Annotated in this window: 17 protein-coding genes; 13 read left to right on the top strand and 4 right to left on the bottom strand. The window is 43.9% G+C overall.

All coding sequences use genetic code 11. From position 1 onward, the window contains the following. Both HFD99_RS05775 and HFD99_RS05770 read right to left on the bottom strand, forming a co-directional pair. Complete coding sequence (locus tag HFD99_RS05775; protein WP_016820513.1) at positions 1–495, bottom strand: cation:proton antiporter regulatory subunit; 495 nt, start codon at positions 493–495, stop codon at positions 1–3. Between the two features lie 197 nt (positions 496–692). Continuing rightward, the gene (locus HFD99_RS05770) at positions 693–1,088 is read right to left on the bottom strand and encodes a hypothetical protein (RefSeq protein ID WP_045243972.1); all 396 of its coding nucleotides are present in this window, start codon (positions 1,086–1,088) and stop codon (positions 693–695) included. A gap of 239 nt (positions 1,089–1,327) precedes the next feature. Here HFD99_RS05770 and HFD99_RS05765 point away from each other — a divergent pair, with 239 nt between their 5' ends. The 12 genes from HFD99_RS05765 to HFD99_RS05710 all read left to right on the top strand — a co-directional run bounded on the left by HFD99_RS05765 (position 1,328) and on the right by HFD99_RS05710 (position 14,102). Next, entirely contained in the window at positions 1,328–2,209 is an 882-nt protein-coding gene (locus HFD99_RS05765) for a putative sporulation protein YtxC (RefSeq protein WP_045243971.1), read from the top strand. A 61-nt stretch (positions 2,210–2,270) separates the two neighbouring features. Then, a complete protein-coding gene (locus tag HFD99_RS05760; protein ID WP_016820510.1) occupies positions 2,271–2,846 on the top strand; it encodes a 3D domain-containing protein in 576 nt (191 codons plus the stop codon). An 84-nt stretch (positions 2,847–2,930) separates the two neighbouring features. Next, on the top strand, positions 2,931–3,239 hold the full coding sequence (locus HFD99_RS05755; RefSeq protein WP_016820509.1) for a hypothetical protein: 309 nt from the start codon (positions 2,931–2,933) through the stop codon (positions 3,237–3,239). A gap of 195 nt (positions 3,240–3,434) precedes the next feature. After that, positions 3,435–5,018 carry a S1C family serine protease gene (locus HFD99_RS05750; protein ID WP_016820508.1) on the top strand — a complete coding sequence of 528 codons (1,584 nt, stop codon included), beginning with the start codon at positions 3,435–3,437 and terminating at the stop codon, positions 5,016–5,018. 149 nt (positions 5,019–5,167) lie between these two features. Then, complete coding sequence (locus HFD99_RS05745) at positions 5,168–5,857, top strand: response regulator transcription factor (RefSeq protein WP_016820507.1); 690 nt, start codon at positions 5,168–5,170, stop codon at positions 5,855–5,857. A 1-nt stretch (position 5,858) separates the two neighbouring features. After that, complete coding sequence (locus tag HFD99_RS05740; protein ID WP_016820506.1) at positions 5,859–7,337, top strand: sensor histidine kinase; 1,479 nt, start codon at positions 5,859–5,861, stop codon at positions 7,335–7,337. A gap of 111 nt (positions 7,338–7,448) precedes the next feature. Then, entirely contained in the window at positions 7,449–8,405 is a 957-nt protein-coding gene (locus HFD99_RS05735; protein WP_016820505.1) for a 4-hydroxy-3-methylbut-2-enyl diphosphate reductase, read from the top strand. A gap of 266 nt (positions 8,406–8,671) precedes the next feature. Further along, positions 8,672–9,697: a 3-deoxy-7-phosphoheptulonate synthase gene (aroF, locus tag HFD99_RS05730; protein ID WP_167440834.1), complete on the top strand. Its 1,026-nt coding sequence runs from the start codon at positions 8,672–8,674 to the stop codon at positions 9,695–9,697. A gap of 285 nt (positions 9,698–9,982) precedes the next feature. After that, on the top strand, positions 9,983–11,407 hold the full coding sequence (gene glnA / locus HFD99_RS05725; protein WP_016820503.1) for a type I glutamate--ammonia ligase: 1,425 nt from the start codon (positions 9,983–9,985) through the stop codon (positions 11,405–11,407). 268 nt (positions 11,408–11,675) lie between these two features. Beyond that, positions 11,676–12,767, top strand: a complete 1,092-nt coding sequence (serC, locus tag HFD99_RS05720; RefSeq protein WP_016820502.1) for a 3-phosphoserine/phosphohydroxythreonine transaminase — start codon at positions 11,676–11,678, stop codon at positions 12,765–12,767. A gap of 245 nt (positions 12,768–13,012) precedes the next feature. After that, on the top strand, positions 13,013–13,477 hold the full coding sequence (trmL, locus tag HFD99_RS05715; RefSeq protein WP_016820501.1) for a tRNA (uridine(34)/cytosine(34)/5-carboxymethylaminomethyluridine(34)-2'-O)-methyltransferase TrmL: 465 nt from the start codon (positions 13,013–13,015) through the stop codon (positions 13,475–13,477). Between the two features lie 376 nt (positions 13,478–13,853). Next, positions 13,854–14,102, top strand: coding sequence for an AbrB/MazE/SpoVT family DNA-binding domain-containing protein (locus HFD99_RS05710; protein WP_014599574.1), 249 nt, complete (start codon positions 13,854–13,856; stop codon positions 14,100–14,102). A gap of 104 nt (positions 14,103–14,206) precedes the next feature. On the opposite strand, the gene HFD99_RS05705 is transcribed toward HFD99_RS05710, so the two are convergent. Together HFD99_RS05705 and HFD99_RS05700 are read right to left on the bottom strand one after the other, a co-directional pair. Further along, positions 14,207–15,274 (bottom strand): phosphodiester glycosidase family protein, encoded by a 1,068-nt coding sequence (locus HFD99_RS05705; RefSeq protein ID WP_016820500.1) that lies wholly within the window; start codon positions 15,272–15,274, stop codon positions 14,207–14,209. Further along, entirely contained in the window at positions 15,271–15,678 is a 408-nt protein-coding gene (locus tag HFD99_RS05700; RefSeq protein ID WP_016820499.1) for a hypothetical protein, read from the bottom strand. The genes HFD99_RS05705 and HFD99_RS05700 overlap by 4 nt, the downstream gene beginning before the upstream one ends. 271 nt (positions 15,679–15,949) lie before the next feature. On the opposite strand from HFD99_RS05700, the gene HFD99_RS05695 reads away from it, so the two are divergent. Continuing rightward, on the top strand, positions 15,950–16,606 hold the full coding sequence (locus HFD99_RS05695) for a response regulator transcription factor (protein WP_016820498.1): 657 nt from the start codon (positions 15,950–15,952) through the stop codon (positions 16,604–16,606). The last annotated feature ends 44 nt before the right edge of the window (positions 16,607–16,650 follow it).

Genomic DNA, 16,650 nt, shown 5'->3' with positions numbered 1-16,650 from the left:
TCACCCGCTTCCGTTCATAAGGATTTGTTTAAAGCGTTTCTGCTGGTCACGTTCTCCAACAACAACTACAGTGGCATCATCGCTAATAATCACTTCAGGGCCAGGATTTACATATTTTTTTCCCTTTTTCTCCACAATGGCGATAACCGTGGCACCCGAATTTTGCCTTACATCAAGCTCCCCAATGGATTTGCCTATACTTGCATAGTGGGATTCCACTCTGTACCATTCGATAATAAAATCGTCAAATGTCATCTCTACACTTTCGAGCTGCTTGGGCTTATAAGTCATACCACCGATGATGGAGGCTATTAATCGTGCTTCCTGATCATTCAGGGTTGTCATAGAAATGCTTTGTTCCAGATCCTCGTAATCAAAGTGATATAGCTCACGTCTGCCGTCATCATGAATAATAATGACAATTCGGTCGCCACTCTCCGCATCAATTCGATACTTAATTCCGATTCCTGGCAAAATAGACTCTCGAATATCCATTTATAAAGCCTCCTGTATAATACGTTTATTTAAGTGAATGATATGGGAAATAAATCACATACTTTGGAAGTGATATGAAAAATTAGATTGCATTAAATTTTAAATAAAAAATGGAAAATTAAATTTTACGCAGTAGATGAATAGGAAAAGTTAGCAAAGAGACATGCAAATGTGGTGATATGCATGCTAAAAGGAGGTTAAGCCACATAACTAGAGGTAAATTTGATGGGGAACAAGAACAATTGCTTCTTTAGCTTACAGATGACAGGTATAAAAGGCAGACGTAGCTTAGGGATGCTCATTAGCAGCACAAGCGCTATCAGAATGACAAAGGGAAGTGATTTAGTCGCAGCGATCACCAGATGCAGTAATGGGGAGGATTTGCGCACCGCTGGTTTGGAATGATGTTCCAGACCGTGAGAATCCGTTTCTAACGAAGTAACATCAGCATGAAGCATAAGTGAAGATCCCGAAGTAAACTGAAGGGATTGAGTGGTATCTTCCGCGTGAAACGTCACAGGAAGGGACAAAATCTGAACGAGGCTCAATATGACGATCATGAATGTGCGCAGCATGTTCAGCATCGTTGACATCTTATCTCCTCCCTCTTGTGAAAAATTCATATCACTATAACCTTAACATACCCCGCCCTAAATATTCAAACGTCTTTCGGTTTTTACCTAATCACGGTAATTGTTTATAACACGCTTAACGTCTCTTTGAAACCTGATCGGCCTCTTTTGCATATGTCTTTTTGTTTCCAGTCGTTCACTTCGTATAACCCTTCAGAGGCCGCCATATACTGAAAGCAGTGATCGAAAGGAGTGAGCCAATGGAACTGTTTACAGTGTGGACCAATACAGACGGAGATCAAGAAACCGACCGTTTTTACGAAGTGGTCAAAAGTAGAACCAAGGGACTACATATGTCACGGCGCGGATTTCGATTCACTTTCAGACAGCTGGACAACAAAGTGGCATGGACCTGCAAGGGCACTGAAAGCAATTCAGCGTTTGAAAGCTTTCTTCCCTGTGTATACAGCATCATGTCTTCGGCAATAGCGGATTATATTATCGAAGTCAGGGAGTGGGGGATTCTCGATCATATTCTCAACAAAGCCTGCTCGTTGCTGGAGAAAGAGGACGTTGAACAAATTCGTAGCATGATTCGCTCACTGTTAAATGATGATGGTCCCCGAGGACGTTTAAAGCGCCATGGTAAGCTGACCACCCTCTTGGAAAAGGACTTTAAGGAGCTTCGTGTAATCAATTTGGAAGGGCTTATTCAATTCAGACTGCATGCGTACAAAAAAGAGCTTGAAGAAATCGTTGACTATGCGATGGAAGAATTCTGGGCAGATCGGCAATACGAAGAATTTATGGGGCTGCTTAAATATTTTGTGTTTTTTCAGGAGAGCAAAGTTCCACTCGTGCATGTACTTCACCAAGGCGGGCATGATTTTATCATTCTCGATAGTGCCATGGTGCCCATACCGACTCCTGATGCAGATGATATTATTGTGGAAATGCCCGGTATTGAACTGGAGATGGAGGTAGAGGATCGAATCGTCAGCACTCTTATTTCGATATCTCCTGCTTCCATTATATTGCACACAAACGATGAGCACACCCCTATTGTGCGGACGCTTCTGCATATTTTTGAAGACAAAGTGAAGCTGAGCAGACTTTATCCGGGGCAGGATGTTCAAAAATAATTAATAGTCCGTATAAACTCATGGATTTCTGGAAAGCCTTTGCCTCAAGGGGAGGTTTTTTATGAGATCCATGTTGGTATGGAAACGGGTTTTGGGAACCATGTTAATCGCAATCTGTCTGGTATTATCCGGCAATGAGGTTTACGGTCACAAAGAACCGGTCCAGCATAAGAAATGGCAATCCGCACCTGTTATAGCTCCACGCGAAGAGCAGGTTATTACGACCATGACGGTCACGGCAACAGGTTATACAGCAGGGTATGAATCCACTGGCAAACGGCCGAATCATCCCGGTTACGGTATTACGTATTCCGGTGTAAAAGTGCGTCGTGACAAAAATACACTGTCCACGATTGCGGCTGATCCGAAGATGTTTCCTTTGGGCAGCATATTGTACATTCCAGGTTACGGTTACGGGATTGTAGCAGATACAGGTTCAGCGATTAAGGGCAATAAAATTGACTTGTATTTTAAAACAATCCGGCAGGTGTATTCTGAATGGGGCAAGAAAGATGTGGATGTTCAAATCATAAAAAAAGGAAACGGCAAGTGTACCGAAAAAATGATAAAATCGCTGCAAAAGGCGATAGAAACGCATAAGACCATTCCGCCCGAGACACTGGATGCTTCCATATAATCCTTGAATATTGTTTTTCCTGACTTCACATACTATGTTTCGGGATGAGCTTATCCCGCAAACCATACTGGGAGGTCGAGGAATATGCCAAATCAAGGCGGTAGTTCTTTCATGAACAAAGGCTTCAAAGCAAACACAGGAAATCAGTTCAAAGCGGAATTTGCACAAGACGATACGGTAGGCGTTGTTTCTCAAAAGGTGAAGCAGTCTGAACAAAATAAAATTCAAGACAACTTCCAAACACCAAATGAGAAGTATGACGAAGAATTTGCAACAGATCAAGGCGGTACAAGTGCAGTAGCGCAAAAAGTTCAAAACTCCAGTCGCAGCAAAATTCAAAGCAATGCACAAACACCGAACGAAAAGTTCGACGAGAACTTTAACACAAAATAAAAAGCATACTCAACACGAAATGCTCCGGATTGAATTCCGGGGCATTTCGTGTTGAGTAAAAGTGGCTAGATACAATAGGTCTGAGGTTTTATCTCCTTTTTAATTTTTTTTAAGGTGGAATTAAGGTTTAAAGTGCAAAATAAAGTCAGCTAAACAACACCACCTTGAAGCATAGGGTTTGGGAGGAGATATACAATGGACGAATTTAAAAATAATAATTCCGGGCGCCGGAACGACAATGATCAGGTTGATAACGATAAAACAACTCGGCCAAACGATTCAAATGGTTCCTCATATTACTATTCCTATGGCCCTTTCTCCTCAGTGCAGTCGGACGGACAACGCAGGGAAGGGCAGTCGGTGGAGGACGTTGAGATTACGCCACCGCAGGCAGTGAGACCGCTTCCTTCCTCTTATCAACGTGCTATGCCTGAGCAACAGGATGGTTCTGATCGGAATAGCGGCAACTGGCAATTTAAACCGAATAAGCCCAAATCGCAGGTAAAAACGATTTTGTTATCTTTTTTAGCCGGAATGCTGGTCATTACGGTATTGATGTATACAGCTGACCGAACCAATATGTTCACACCGGAGACAGCGTTGACTTCGGCGGCAGCTGAAAGCGGAGAAACGACGAATTCGGGAACCACTAACTCGTCTCCAAGCGCAGTTCCGGCTGTTATGCCTTCAGGTACGGCTGATGTTCAATCTGTTGTAGCCAAGGCTGGCCCGGCAGTCGTCAAAATTGAAACACTTGCCAAGCAATCTAGTGCTGGAAGCGGCAGACAAAGCAGCCCTTATTACAATGACCCGCTGTATCAATACTTTTTCGGTAACCAGTATGGGGATAGTGGCAGCAGCGGCAACAGTAATGAAAATGAAGGCAGCAACAGTGGACAGCTGACTCCGCTGGGTATTGGTTCCGGTTTTATTTTTGATAAATCGGGTTACGTCCTGACTAACAACCATGTTGTGGAAGGCGCGAGTGTGGTACAGGTTACAGTAGAGGGAACCAACAAGCCTTACGAAGCCAAAGTCTTGGGCAAAAATGCAGATCTAGATTTGGCAGTTCTTAAAATTGAAGGCAAAAATAACTTCCCGACCGTAACCTTGGGAGACTCCGATAACGCTAAAGTCGGCGAGTGGATGGTTGCAATCGGTAACCCAGAAGGCTTTGAGCATTCGGTAACAGCCGGTGTGCTAAGTGCGAAAGAACGTACCATCACCATTAATAGTGAGTCAACTGGAAAACCGACACAATACAAGCATCTCATTCAGACGGATGCCTCCATTAATCCTGGTAACTCTGGCGGACCGTTGTTAAATCTGCAAGGGCAGGTTATCGGTATGAACGTAGCTGTTAGTGCAGATGCACAGGGGATCGGGTTTGCAATTCCGTCCAATACGATTTTGGAAGTCGTCGATAAGCTGAAAAATAACCAGCCTATTCCAAAAGAACCTGTACCTTTCATTGGTGCAAGTCTGTTGAACTTGAGCCCTGAAGTAGCCAAGGAATTGGGTACATCTCTGACCGAAGGCTCGGTTGTTCGGGATATTATATACAAATCACCAGCTTATCAGGCCGATCTACGTCCTTATGATGTAATTATCGGAGCTAATGGCACGCCTTATAGCACATCACAGGAGTTAATTCAATTCATTCAAAAACAAAAAGTGGGTACAGCACTTACGCTTAACATCGAACGAGCCGGGCAGAAAAAAGATATTCAGCTAAAAATAGGCAACAAAAATGACTTTAGCTCGACTCTTCAGCAGTAAGAGAATAACTCTAGAATTGAACATGAACGTAAGAAACGGAAGGAAAACGACCCTTCCGTTTCTTGCTGCATGGGGTGCAAGATGCTACACGCGTTTACTCCTGCTACAATAGAGGGAAAAGAAGAAGAGATAAAGGAGTTTGATCGTGTATGCGCTCTACTATTCTGATTATTGATGATGATGAAAAAATTGTATCCATGCTGCGCAGAGGGCTGGCTTTTGAAGGATATGAAGTGCTGACAGCCGCCAATGGAGCAGAGGGATTAAATAAAATGCTAACAGCTGAGCCTGATTTGGTCGTGCTCGATGTAATGATGCCGCAGGTCGATGGTTTTGAGGTTTGCCGTCGTATGCGGGAGGGAGGAAGCACGGTACCTGTCCTGATGCTTACAGCTAAGGATGAGGTGGAGAACCGGGTGAAGGGTCTGGACCTGGGGGCTGATGATTATCTCGTGAAGCCGTTTGCTCTGGAGGAGCTGCTGGCACGCGTACGAGCGCTTTTGCGGCGTAAAACTGAACAGCAGGACAATAATGGGAATCGGCTTACCTTCGAGGATTTACAACTGGATAACGAATCACGTGAAGTAGTTCGTGGTGGCAAACGCTTGGAACTGACGGCCAAAGAATTTGAACTACTCCATCTGTTCATGCAAAACCCAAAACGCGTTCTGTCGCGTGATCTGATTATGGATAAAATTTGGGGCTATGACTATAGCGGAGAATCGAATGTGCTGGAAGTATATATTGCCATGTTGCGACAAAAAACGGAGCAGGATGGTGGCAAACGGCTTATTCGTACCATTCGGGGAGCTGGCTATATTTTAAGAGGTGATGTGTAATATGTCTATTCGGTGGCGGCTGACAGCTTGGTATTCGAGCATCTTGGCTATAGTGCTTGTCATTTTTGGTCTGGCTATTTACGGACTAGTATATTACTACACATATAATGAAGTGAAAAGTCAGCTTATGACTCAGGCGCCACAGATTAACAAGCAATTACGCCTTATTATAAAAGGAGGATTGTTTGAGGTCCCTAATCTGGATTTGGGATTGGAGCAGGGGCGTGGAATAGATGACTCACAGCTCTATGTTCAAATTTACAATTATACGTCCGGTGTAACCAAAACGACCCAAAATATGAAAGACCTCAGTATCACCTTCCCTGTTCCGTCTACAGCGGCAGGAGCAGTTCAAAATGAAGGAATTCGGCGTGTGAACGTAAATGGTGATTCCTTTATGATTATTCAACAGCCGATCAAATCCGAGGAGTTGGGCTTGGTGGTCGGGCTGCTACAGGTAGGGCAATTCACGGGCTCTCAGGACCGACTTATGAACAGGTTACAAAATGTGCTTGTGTACGGTTCACTATTTGCCTTACTCGCTGCTGCGACCTCTGGCCTCTTCCTGGCTCGTAAATCTATGAAGCCGCTGGTTAAGGTCATTGAGGGGGCCAATCAGATTCAATCGAGTAATGATTTGAGTGTTCGGATTGAATATGACGGACCACCAGATGAAATTGGACAATTGATCGGGACGGTTAACAACATGCTGGGGCGTACAGAAGTGTTCTACAAGGAACTTGAAGATGCATATGGTGCGCAGCGCCGGTTTGTGGCCGATGCTTCCCATGAACTGCGCACACCCTTGACGACGATTCGTGGCAACGTTGATTTTCTGCTCAAAATGTGGACTACCGAACCGGACGAGCGACCGAATATGGATGAAGCCATGATTCGCGAGCTTTCCATGGAGGCGCTGAATGACATGGCGGATGAAGGCAAGCGAATGAGTCGCTTGGTGAGCGATATGTTGTCACTCGCAAGAGCGGACACGGGGAAAACATTCGATAAAATGCCTGTTGCGCTGGAGCCGCTCGTAAACGAGGTTGCTCGTCGTGCTCAGTTTTTGGAGCGAACGGCCGAATGGAATGTGGGCGACTTTTCGTTGTTGAATGGTATTTATATGGACGGAAGCAAAGATTATTTGCAGCAAATGCTATTCATATTCATTGATAATGCTTTTAAATATACACCTGAAGGCACAGTCCGATTTGATGCGATTGTTTATCAGGGACAGGTGGGGCTACGGATCAGTGATACAGGTATTGGTATGGACAAAAGTGAGGTTCCCTTTATTTTTGACCGGTTTTACCGGGCAGATGAGTCACGCGGCGTGACAGAGGGAATTGGCTTGGGATTATCTATTGCCAAGTGGATTATTGATGAACATCAGGGGTCTGTGGAAGTGGTTACGCGCCAAGGAGAAGGAACGACCTTTGTCATTTGGCTTCCAGTCAGCTTTTCCGCGCCTTTGGAATAGGCTATAATAGGAGGGGAACTACATCATAGAATTGGCCGGTAGAGGCATAAAAGCCCACAGCTGTCCAGTTATTGGGGCTGTATACTGTGTCGAAGAAAGTGGGGGCTATTTTTGGAGGTACTCAGAATTTCGCCCCGGGGTTACTGCTACGGCGTAGTCGATGCCATGGTATTGGCTCGTCAGGCAGCCAGAAATTTGGACTTACCCCGGCCTATTTATATACTAGGCATGATTGTTCATAACAGTCATGTCACCAATTCCTTCGAAGACGAAGGGATCATTACATTGGACGGACCGAACCGCATGGAGATTTTAAGCCAGGTAGAGAGTGGTACTGTCATTTTCACTGCTCATGGCGTATCACCAGAGGTTCGCAAGCTGGCACGAGATAAAGGATTGACTACGGTTGACGCAACCTGCCCTGACGTCACGAAGACACATGATCTGATTCGGGAGAAGTCTGCCGAAGGCTATCAGATTATTTATATTGGCAAAAAGAATCATCCAGAGCCAGAGGGAGCTATCGGTATTGCTCCTGACCATGTTCATCTGATTGAAAAGGAAGAAGAGATTGACAGTCTTACACTGTCAGCAGACAAAATCCTCATTACGAATCAGACGACCATGAGTCAATGGGACATCAAGCACATAATGAAAAAGCTTCTAGAAAAGTACCCAGGTGCCGAGATACACAATGAAATCTGTTTGGCGACACAGGTACGTCAGGAAGCGGTAGCTGAGCAGGCAGGACAGGCGGATCTGGTAATCGTGGTCGGTGACCCGCGAAGCAACAATTCCAACCGATTGGCTCAGGTGTCAGAGGAAATAGCTGGTACTACGGCTTATCGTATTTCTGATTTAACCGAGCTGAAGAGGGAGTGGCTTAAGGGCGTAGCCAAAGTAGCTGTGACCTCCGGGGCTTCAACACCTACACTGATTACCAAAGAGGTCATTACGTATTTGGAACAGTATGATGCGGATAACTCGGAAACATGGGAGATTCGGAGAACCATTGATATGAAAAAACTGCTGCCTCCTGTACGAGAAAAGTCAAAAACGACGAAATAGTATGTCATTGATTACAGCCGTTATTCGGATACAAACATCCGGGTAGCGGCTTTTTTCAAATTGTTTAAGTACCGATATTATTCAATTAGATCAGCTTCACTAAGTCAAAAAATAGAACTATTAGGGATAATTAAGCCTTGACGAGGCAAGTTAAAACAGGTATAGTTGCTTTAACGAATAAAAGCTTAAAAGCGAACAAGCGTCTAAGTGTCATAACATTATTCTATGTGGATAATAAAATATGGTTTATAGAGAGGAAGAAAAAAATGATCGTTATCGCTGGTGTTCAAACACCTGAAGAACATATTGAAGCTATTGTTGAAGTGATTGAAAAAGAAGGATTGCAGGCTCATGTATCCCGAGGATCGGATCGTACGATTATCGGACTGATTGGTAGCGTAGAGCCGAAGCTGGCAGAACATCTACGCCAAATGAAGGGTGTAGAAAATGTAGTTAAAATTTCGAAGTCCTACAAATTGGCCAGCCGTGATTTTCATCCGGAAAATACGGTGATCTCCATCAAAGGTGTAAATATCGGCGGCGGCGAGCTTGTCGTTATGGGGGGACCATGTGCTGTTGAGTCTGCTGCACAGATCGATGAAATTGCCGGATTGGTCAAAGCTGCAGGCGCGCAAGTCCTTCGTGGAGGTGCCTTTAAGCCGCGTACAGGGCCATACAGCTTCCAAGGAACGGGTGTAGAAGGTTTAATCATGATGGCTGAGGCGGGGCAGAAGCACGATCTCTTGACCATCACAGAGGTCATGACACCTGAATACGTAGACATCTGCGCGGAATACGCCGATATTCTGCAAGTAGGTACACGTAATATGCAAAACTTTGATTTGCTGCGCAAGCTGGGTACTTGCGGCAAGCCAGTATTGCTCAAGCGAGGTTTCAGCTCGACTTATGACGAGTTTTTGAATGCTGCTGAGTACATCTTGGCAGGCGGCAACCCGAACGTTATGTTGTGTGAGCGCGGTATCCGTACATTCGAAACCTACACTAGAAATACGCTCGACTTGTCCGCGATCCCTGTTTTGCAACAGTTGAGCCATTTGCCGGTCATTTCCGATCCTAGCCATGGCACAGGTAGACGTGAACTGGTTGTTCCTATGACGAAGGCTTCGGTAGCAGCGGGAGCGGATGGTTTAATTATTGAAATGCATACAGACCCTGACAACTCGATGACGGGTGATGGTGTACAGTCCCTATTCCCGGATCAATTTGCAGATTTACTAAAAGATTTGGAATTGTTGGCTCCTGCAATTGGAAAAAAAATTCCACACACCTAGTGCTGTATCTTAAAACTAATTATTAACATTAATGCATAAAAGTTTTGCCGCAATGCAGTAAATAAGAGTAAAATCACCTAAAAGCCCGATGTTTCGGGCTTTTTGTATTGTTCAAATGTTATCAAGGGCGTAAGCATATCTAACATTAGTTTAAAAAATACCTTACATAGCTATTGACCCGTGTCATGTTTGAGATTTATAATGACGACAGAAAAAAACATTCGATCATGAACATTTCAGGGTTGTATAAGACTTAATGTTCGGAAAAATTGGGAGGAAGAAGACATGTCCGTTGAAAACGTATTGAAAACAATTCAGGAAAATAATATTGAGTGGGTAGATTTTCGTTTTGTAGATTTGTCTGGTCGTGCTCACCATATTTCATTGCCAGCTTCCGAAGTAGATGAAGAAACATTTGTTAACGGTGTTGCTTTCGACGGTTCTTCCATTCCCGGCTATCGTGGCATTGAGGAATCCGACATGGTTATGCTGCCCGATCCAGAAGCGGTTTTTATCGACCCTTTCACTCAGCATCCTACACTGAATATCCTGTGTGATATTGCTACGCCAGACGGCGAAAAATATGACCGTGATCCTCGTGGTATTGCCAAAAAAGCTGAGGAATTTCTGCAATCCGCAGGAGTGGGTACAGCGGCATTCTTTGCACCTGAATCTGAATTTTTCATCTTTGATGATGTTCGCTACGAAAGTGGCATGAACAGCTCCTCCTTCTTCGTAGATTCCGAGGAAGCAGCTTGGAACACGAACCGTAAGGAAGAAGGCGGCAACCTGGCCTTTAAAGTGGGTGTGAAGGGCGGCTATGTACCTGTAGCACCAGTAGACACCCAACAAGACATTCGTAGTGAAATGTGCCGTTTGCTTGAAGAAGCAGGTCTGAGAATTGAGCGCCATCACCATGAGGTGGCTACGGCAGGCCAAGCGGAAATCAACTTCCGTTTTGATACACTTAAGAAAACAGCAGACAACCTGCTCGTTTATAAATACATTGTACACAACACAGCGCGTCAATATGGTAAAGTGGCAACATTCATGCCGAAACCGATTTTCGGGGACAACGGAAGCGGTATGCACGTTCACCAATCTATTTTCGATGGCGACACTCCTTTGTTCTACGAAAAAGGTGGTTATGCTAATCTGAGCGAGATGGCTCTTCATTACATTGGCGGTATTCTGTACCATGCACCTGCGTTGATCGCTTTGACCAACCCAAGCACCAACTCGTTCAAACGTCTCGTTCCTGGCTACGAAGCGCCGGTTAACCTGGTATTCTCCAAAGGTAACCGTTCTGCGGCTGTACGTATTCCAGTAGCGGCTGTAACGCCTAAAGGCTGTCGAATCGAGTTCCGTACACCAGACTCCACAGCTAACCCATACCTTGCTTTCTCAGCAATGCTGATGGCGGGTCTGGATGGCATCAAGCGCAAACTGAACCCAGTCGAATTGGGCTATGGTCCACTCGACACTAACATCTATGAGCTGTCTGACGCTGAAAAAGGCAAAATCCGCAGTGTACCTGGTACACTAGATGAAGCTCTGGACGCTCTGGAAGCCGATTACGAATTCCTGACTGAAGGCGGCGTATTTACGAAGGACTTTATCGATAACTATGTAGAGTTCAAACGTTCTGAAGCTAAATCAGTGAACATCCGTGTTCATCCACATGAATACAGCTTGTATTTTGACTGCTAATACTACATTGATAGCATAGCAGATTTGAATAACACTCATTAGCCTGCGGGGAATAGTTGTTGTTCAAGATAGGTCTCCGGTCTTATGCCGGAGACCTTTTACCATTATGATAAATATTACAAAATGAAGATGTTAAATATATTAACATTCACAGCTTTGTCACATCATAAAGTAAATCGGAAACATTTTTATACAAGTATTGAACGCATTTATGAATACTGCTATCATAGCGATAATATCCACACCAGAGTAGAGAAGGGATGGGAAATTGTTGAGTAAGAGAGCCTACAATTTTAATGCAGGACCGGCGGCATTGCCGCTCAAAGTACTGGAACGTGTACAAGCTGAATTCGTAGATTTCCAAGGGACAGGGATGTCCATCATGGAAATGTCTCACCGTGGAGCCGTGTATGAATCTGTCCATAATGAAGCGCAGGAACGTCTGCTATCTCTGCTGGGCAATCCACAAGGCTACAAGGTGTTGTTCTTGCAAGGGGGCGCAAGCACGCAGTTTGCCATGTTGCCTTTAAATTTCTTAGGCGAAGGACAGATCGGAAGCTATGTAATGACAGGCAGCTGGTCGGACAAGGCATATAAAGAAGCTAAGCTATTGGGCAAGGCTCACATTGCCGCCTCCTCCGCTGATGAGAAATTCATGCGTCTTCCGAATGTGGATTCCTTGGACTTGCCTGAGAATACTGCATATGTGCATATGACGTCCAATGAGACGATTGAAGGTACACAATTTAAGCAATTCCCGGATACGGGTTCCGTACCGCTGATTGTGGACATGTCCAGTGATATTTTTTGCAAGCCTTTTGATGTTACTCAATTTGGATTGATTTATGCTGGTGCGCAAAAAAATCTGGGACCTTCTGGTGTAACGGTCGTGGTTGCCCGTGAAGAGCTACTGGCTTCCTCACCAGGCAATATTCCTACGATGCTGCGTTACAGTACTTATGAAAAGAATAACTCTCTCTACAATACTCCCCCGTCCTTTGCCATATACATGGTGAATGAAGTGCTCAAATGGATCCAGGAGGAAGGCGGTTTAGAAGGCATCGAGCGTGTGAATCAGCAGAAAGCTGATCTGCTATACGACCGTATTGACAGAAGCGAAGGCTTCTATCGTGGTTGTGTGGACAGCGCTGATCGTTCTATTATGAACGTAACCTTCCGCCTTGCGAATGAGGATCTGGAAAAACAATTTATTAAAGAATCCGAACAAGCGGGTTTCATCGGATTGAAGGGGCATCGCAGTGTAGGAGGGCTTCGCGCCTCAATCTACAATGCGGTTCCACTGGAGAACTGTCAAGCATTAGCCGAGTTTATGGATGGATTTAAGCAACGTAACAGTTGATTATACAGACATATATTTCGATACACGATATTTGATATCGAAAAAGTAAAAATAAAGCCTTCCCTGAATGTGTATAGGGGAAGGCTTTTAGTGGTGTAGGGAAATTGATATTTTTTTGTCGTTTGATGTCTATATCCCTCTGATTTTGTTAAAATGAAGAAAGTGTATGTTTTCAGTATACACATTTTAGTTAGACTTTAGGTTATTTGTCTAATGAATTTAATAATGAAAGGAACGAAAAACTGATGCCATTACATATTGTGCTTGTCGAGCCGGAAATTCCAGCTAACACAGGGAATATTGCCAGAACGTGTGCAGCAACCGGAACTCATCTGCATCTGGTTAGGCCACTGGGCTTCCGTACCGATGATGCTACGTTAAAACGGGCTGGGCTTGATTATTGGTATGCTGTTCATATTGAGTATCACGATTCTTTTGCTGAAGTACAAGAGAAATATCAAGAAGGTCGCTTTTTTTATGCGACGACAAAGGCAAAACAGCAGTATAGTGATATTGAATTTCAGGATGGAGACTTTTTGGTGTTTGGTAAAGAAACGAAAGGTTTGCCTCCTGAACTGTTAGCTGCTAATCCTGATACATGTATCAAGATGCCTATGTCAGATAAAGTAAGATCTCTAAACTTGTCGAATTCCGCTGCGATTATCGTATATGAAGCGCTGAGACAATTGGATTTTCCAGGTTTATCGTAACGAACATCAATCGATCAAGTATAAATGCGAATAAAGAACCAGGACCTTAGTTGCTGATAAAAGTTGCACTATTATTGCTCGAAAGTACATGACAGTAGAGCTTAAATAAAGGATATATGGTCATAAATTTGCGGAAATTCTTTGTGAAGGCTAATGATAATTGGCTTTCCGGTCGATAAAAATATTATAGACATTCTGTACCATACTTTGATATGGTTCATGATTTTATGAAAAAATGTAATAAAATTTCCTGTGATCAGCAGGATTCGACAAAAAGACAGCGAATACTACATAAAGAATAGTGTCTTTGTACCTAGTTTTTCGCCTGGAAAGAAAATTGCAAGCTAATACTCAATAGGAGAGGTGTACGATCACGATGAAACCTGCCGGTGTGGTACGTAAAGTTGATCAGTTGGGGAGAATAGTTCTGCCTAAGTCATTGCGTAAAAGATATCAAATGAATGAGGGAGATCCTGTCGAAATTTTGGTTCAGGGCGACCATATTATTTTGGAGCGTTATCGTCCAAAATGTGTATTCTGCGGCTCAATAGAACAAGTGAACGATTTCAAAGAACGTTATATTTGTGCTCAATGCCTGACAGAAATGACACAGTACTCCTCCTAAATGAGGCAAAAGCATCACGACATTCGTTCGTGATGCTTTTTTTCGGATAGAGCTATGCCTGAACAGCATATATTTAATTGGATGGTAAACTACACTACACCTAACTATTTATAGAACAAAAAATGAGTAGGGACTGGACGCAAATTACCATCTGACGGTTTGTTTACGATTCGGCCGTTTAGTATAAGGGACGATGAACCGCCGCCGTCCAAATTATAAGCATCTTGAACACCCAGATTGAACATCTTCCCTTGGAGTTCTTCGAGCGTTGCACCTGAACCCCCGCTTTCATTGTAGCCGTCTACGACAATAATGAGCAACTGATCATCTTTATAGTTGCCAATGACCGTACGTGGAGCCCGCTTGGGAGAGACTTTCCATTTGTCAGGAATAGGCACTTTTTGTCCCCTTTGCAACAGAACGGGAACAAAGGTAGCTCCAAAGGCAGGTTTTAAGCTGTCAAGAGCACTTTGATTGTAAAATTTGCCCCCAATAAGCTTGCCGTCGTTACTCAATCCGACGAATGACAAGTCCTTAAAACTCGACTGAAAGCCAGTAAGATAGCGACCGTTCAAGACAGTAGTGCTTAATGGATAGCGTTTGCCATCTCCATCGGCAAAGCCGCCTGCGTTGATGCCTGCAATGGCTCCGTGTCTCAAGACTGCACGCATGGTCGTCTCTGAGCCACCCAATTTGTCATTTCCCAAAGACATTTTCATTGCCGTAGGATCTTTAAGTTTGACTTTCATAGCGTATCCGTGATAAATTCCCGGGTTTACTTTAAACAATTCAATGGTAATCCGGTTGCTATCTACCTGGTAGTAGGGAACCCCCAGTTTGGCAGTGATGCGCCGATTATAGATAACCGCGGGTCGCTTGGACTGCGCAGAGGCAGTCACGACAAGCTGATTCATCGTTTGGGTCGTTTGTTTGTAGAGCTCAGACGTCCGGCGAATCGTAGATAAGGTATACGTTGCTGTTTGCTTGGCTTCATCAAGCTGCTTGCCTACTGATTGCGTTTGTAAAGTAATTTCGGCTTTTTGCAGACTCGGAGATGTAGATTCAGGAAAGCTCAAAGGGGGATGCACTAACAAAATACACCCTAACAAACCGATAAAAGGAGCAAGGGCCAACATAAAGAACCGGTTTACTAGCTTTGCATCTACATTCATTTTAGCAAGTCCATTTTTTTCTGAAGTGTATTGAGCTGCTGCTTGACTTCATTTAATTGGGTATACAGTTTATTGCTATTATCGGTCTTATTATTGGCATTATCCTTTGTAAAGGTCAGTAGTTCGTTGAAGGACTGAACCTTGCCCTGTAATCCGCTAACTTCCTTGGAAAGTGCAGTCAGTTGCTTTTCATAGTCGGATTTGAGTACTTGAATCTGTTGGTCTGTATGGGTTTGCATTTCGTTTAGCATTTGCTGCTTCAAGTGATTGCTATACAGATAGGTTGCGAGAGCACCTAGTATAATAAGAAGAAACCAAAATAGCAGAAAAGTCTTTACGGGCAACCCCTTTCTTGAATTGCTCCGCCGGGCTTCGGCAGGAGGACGTTCAGGTGAAGCTTGCATGTGATTTTCAACTCCCGTGTAAATTCAAATTTCCAGTCTTTATTTGCAGTACCAATTCTATCATGGGCCTATTTATTTCGCAAAAGCGAAATAGTCATATAAAAATATTGGAAAAAGAGATTGCATCGGAAGGAAGTCCTAGGATACAATTTCCTTAAATCGTTTTCGCTTCCTATACGTTCACATTTACGCAATTTCTACATAAGCAATCTCTAGTTTTTTGATTATTTTCGCTTAATATGTATTTTTTTGTAAATCAGGAGGTTTAGATATGAGAAAAGTATGGCAGGTGGTCATCATAGATATCCATCCTACAAGTATGCTGGGAACGAAGCTTATTTTGGAAGACCAGCAGGATTTGCTTGTGAGAGGGATGTCTTCCTCCGGCACAGAAGGCCTGGAGCTGGTTTGCTCCATTCGCCCGGAAATTATTTTAATGGACTATAGATTGCCTGAGGGAACGGCGGAACCGTTTTTGACACAAATGCGGGTCTTGTCTCCGGACAGCCATATTGTTATTATGACGGATGAGGACAATATTACGTTGTTCCAGCAGTTAATCTCGCTTGGCGCAAATGGAATGCTATCCAAGCAGGCATCACCGAGCCAGTTAATTCACCTGATCAACGGTTTGCGCGAAGGATTTGCTTCATTACCAATGGATTGGATTCGTTGTGGAAACTGGCCATTTATGCCGTTAATGGCTTCTGAGCCTTTTGACGAATTGACGCAAACCGAAGTTTTTATTATGGAACGTATTGTACAAGGAATTACATATGACAAAATTGCTATCGAGATCGAAGTTAGCCGGCGCTCCATTGATAATTATTTACGTAAAATTTATGCGAAATTAGGTGTGTCCAGCCGGGCGCAGGCGATTGAACGTTATGCCTTATATGCGCGTCAGATGAAGCAGTTATATGCTTGACGCGTCAGCCCGGAGATCATGACTATTTTTCAGGAGAAGGAGGA

It is taken from the genome of Paenibacillus sp. EKM301P (assembly GCF_011800295.1).
Lineage (GTDB): Bacteria > Bacillota > Bacilli > Paenibacillales > Paenibacillaceae > Paenibacillus > Paenibacillus polymyxa.
This window is presented reverse-complemented; position numbering and strand designations above follow the sequence as displayed.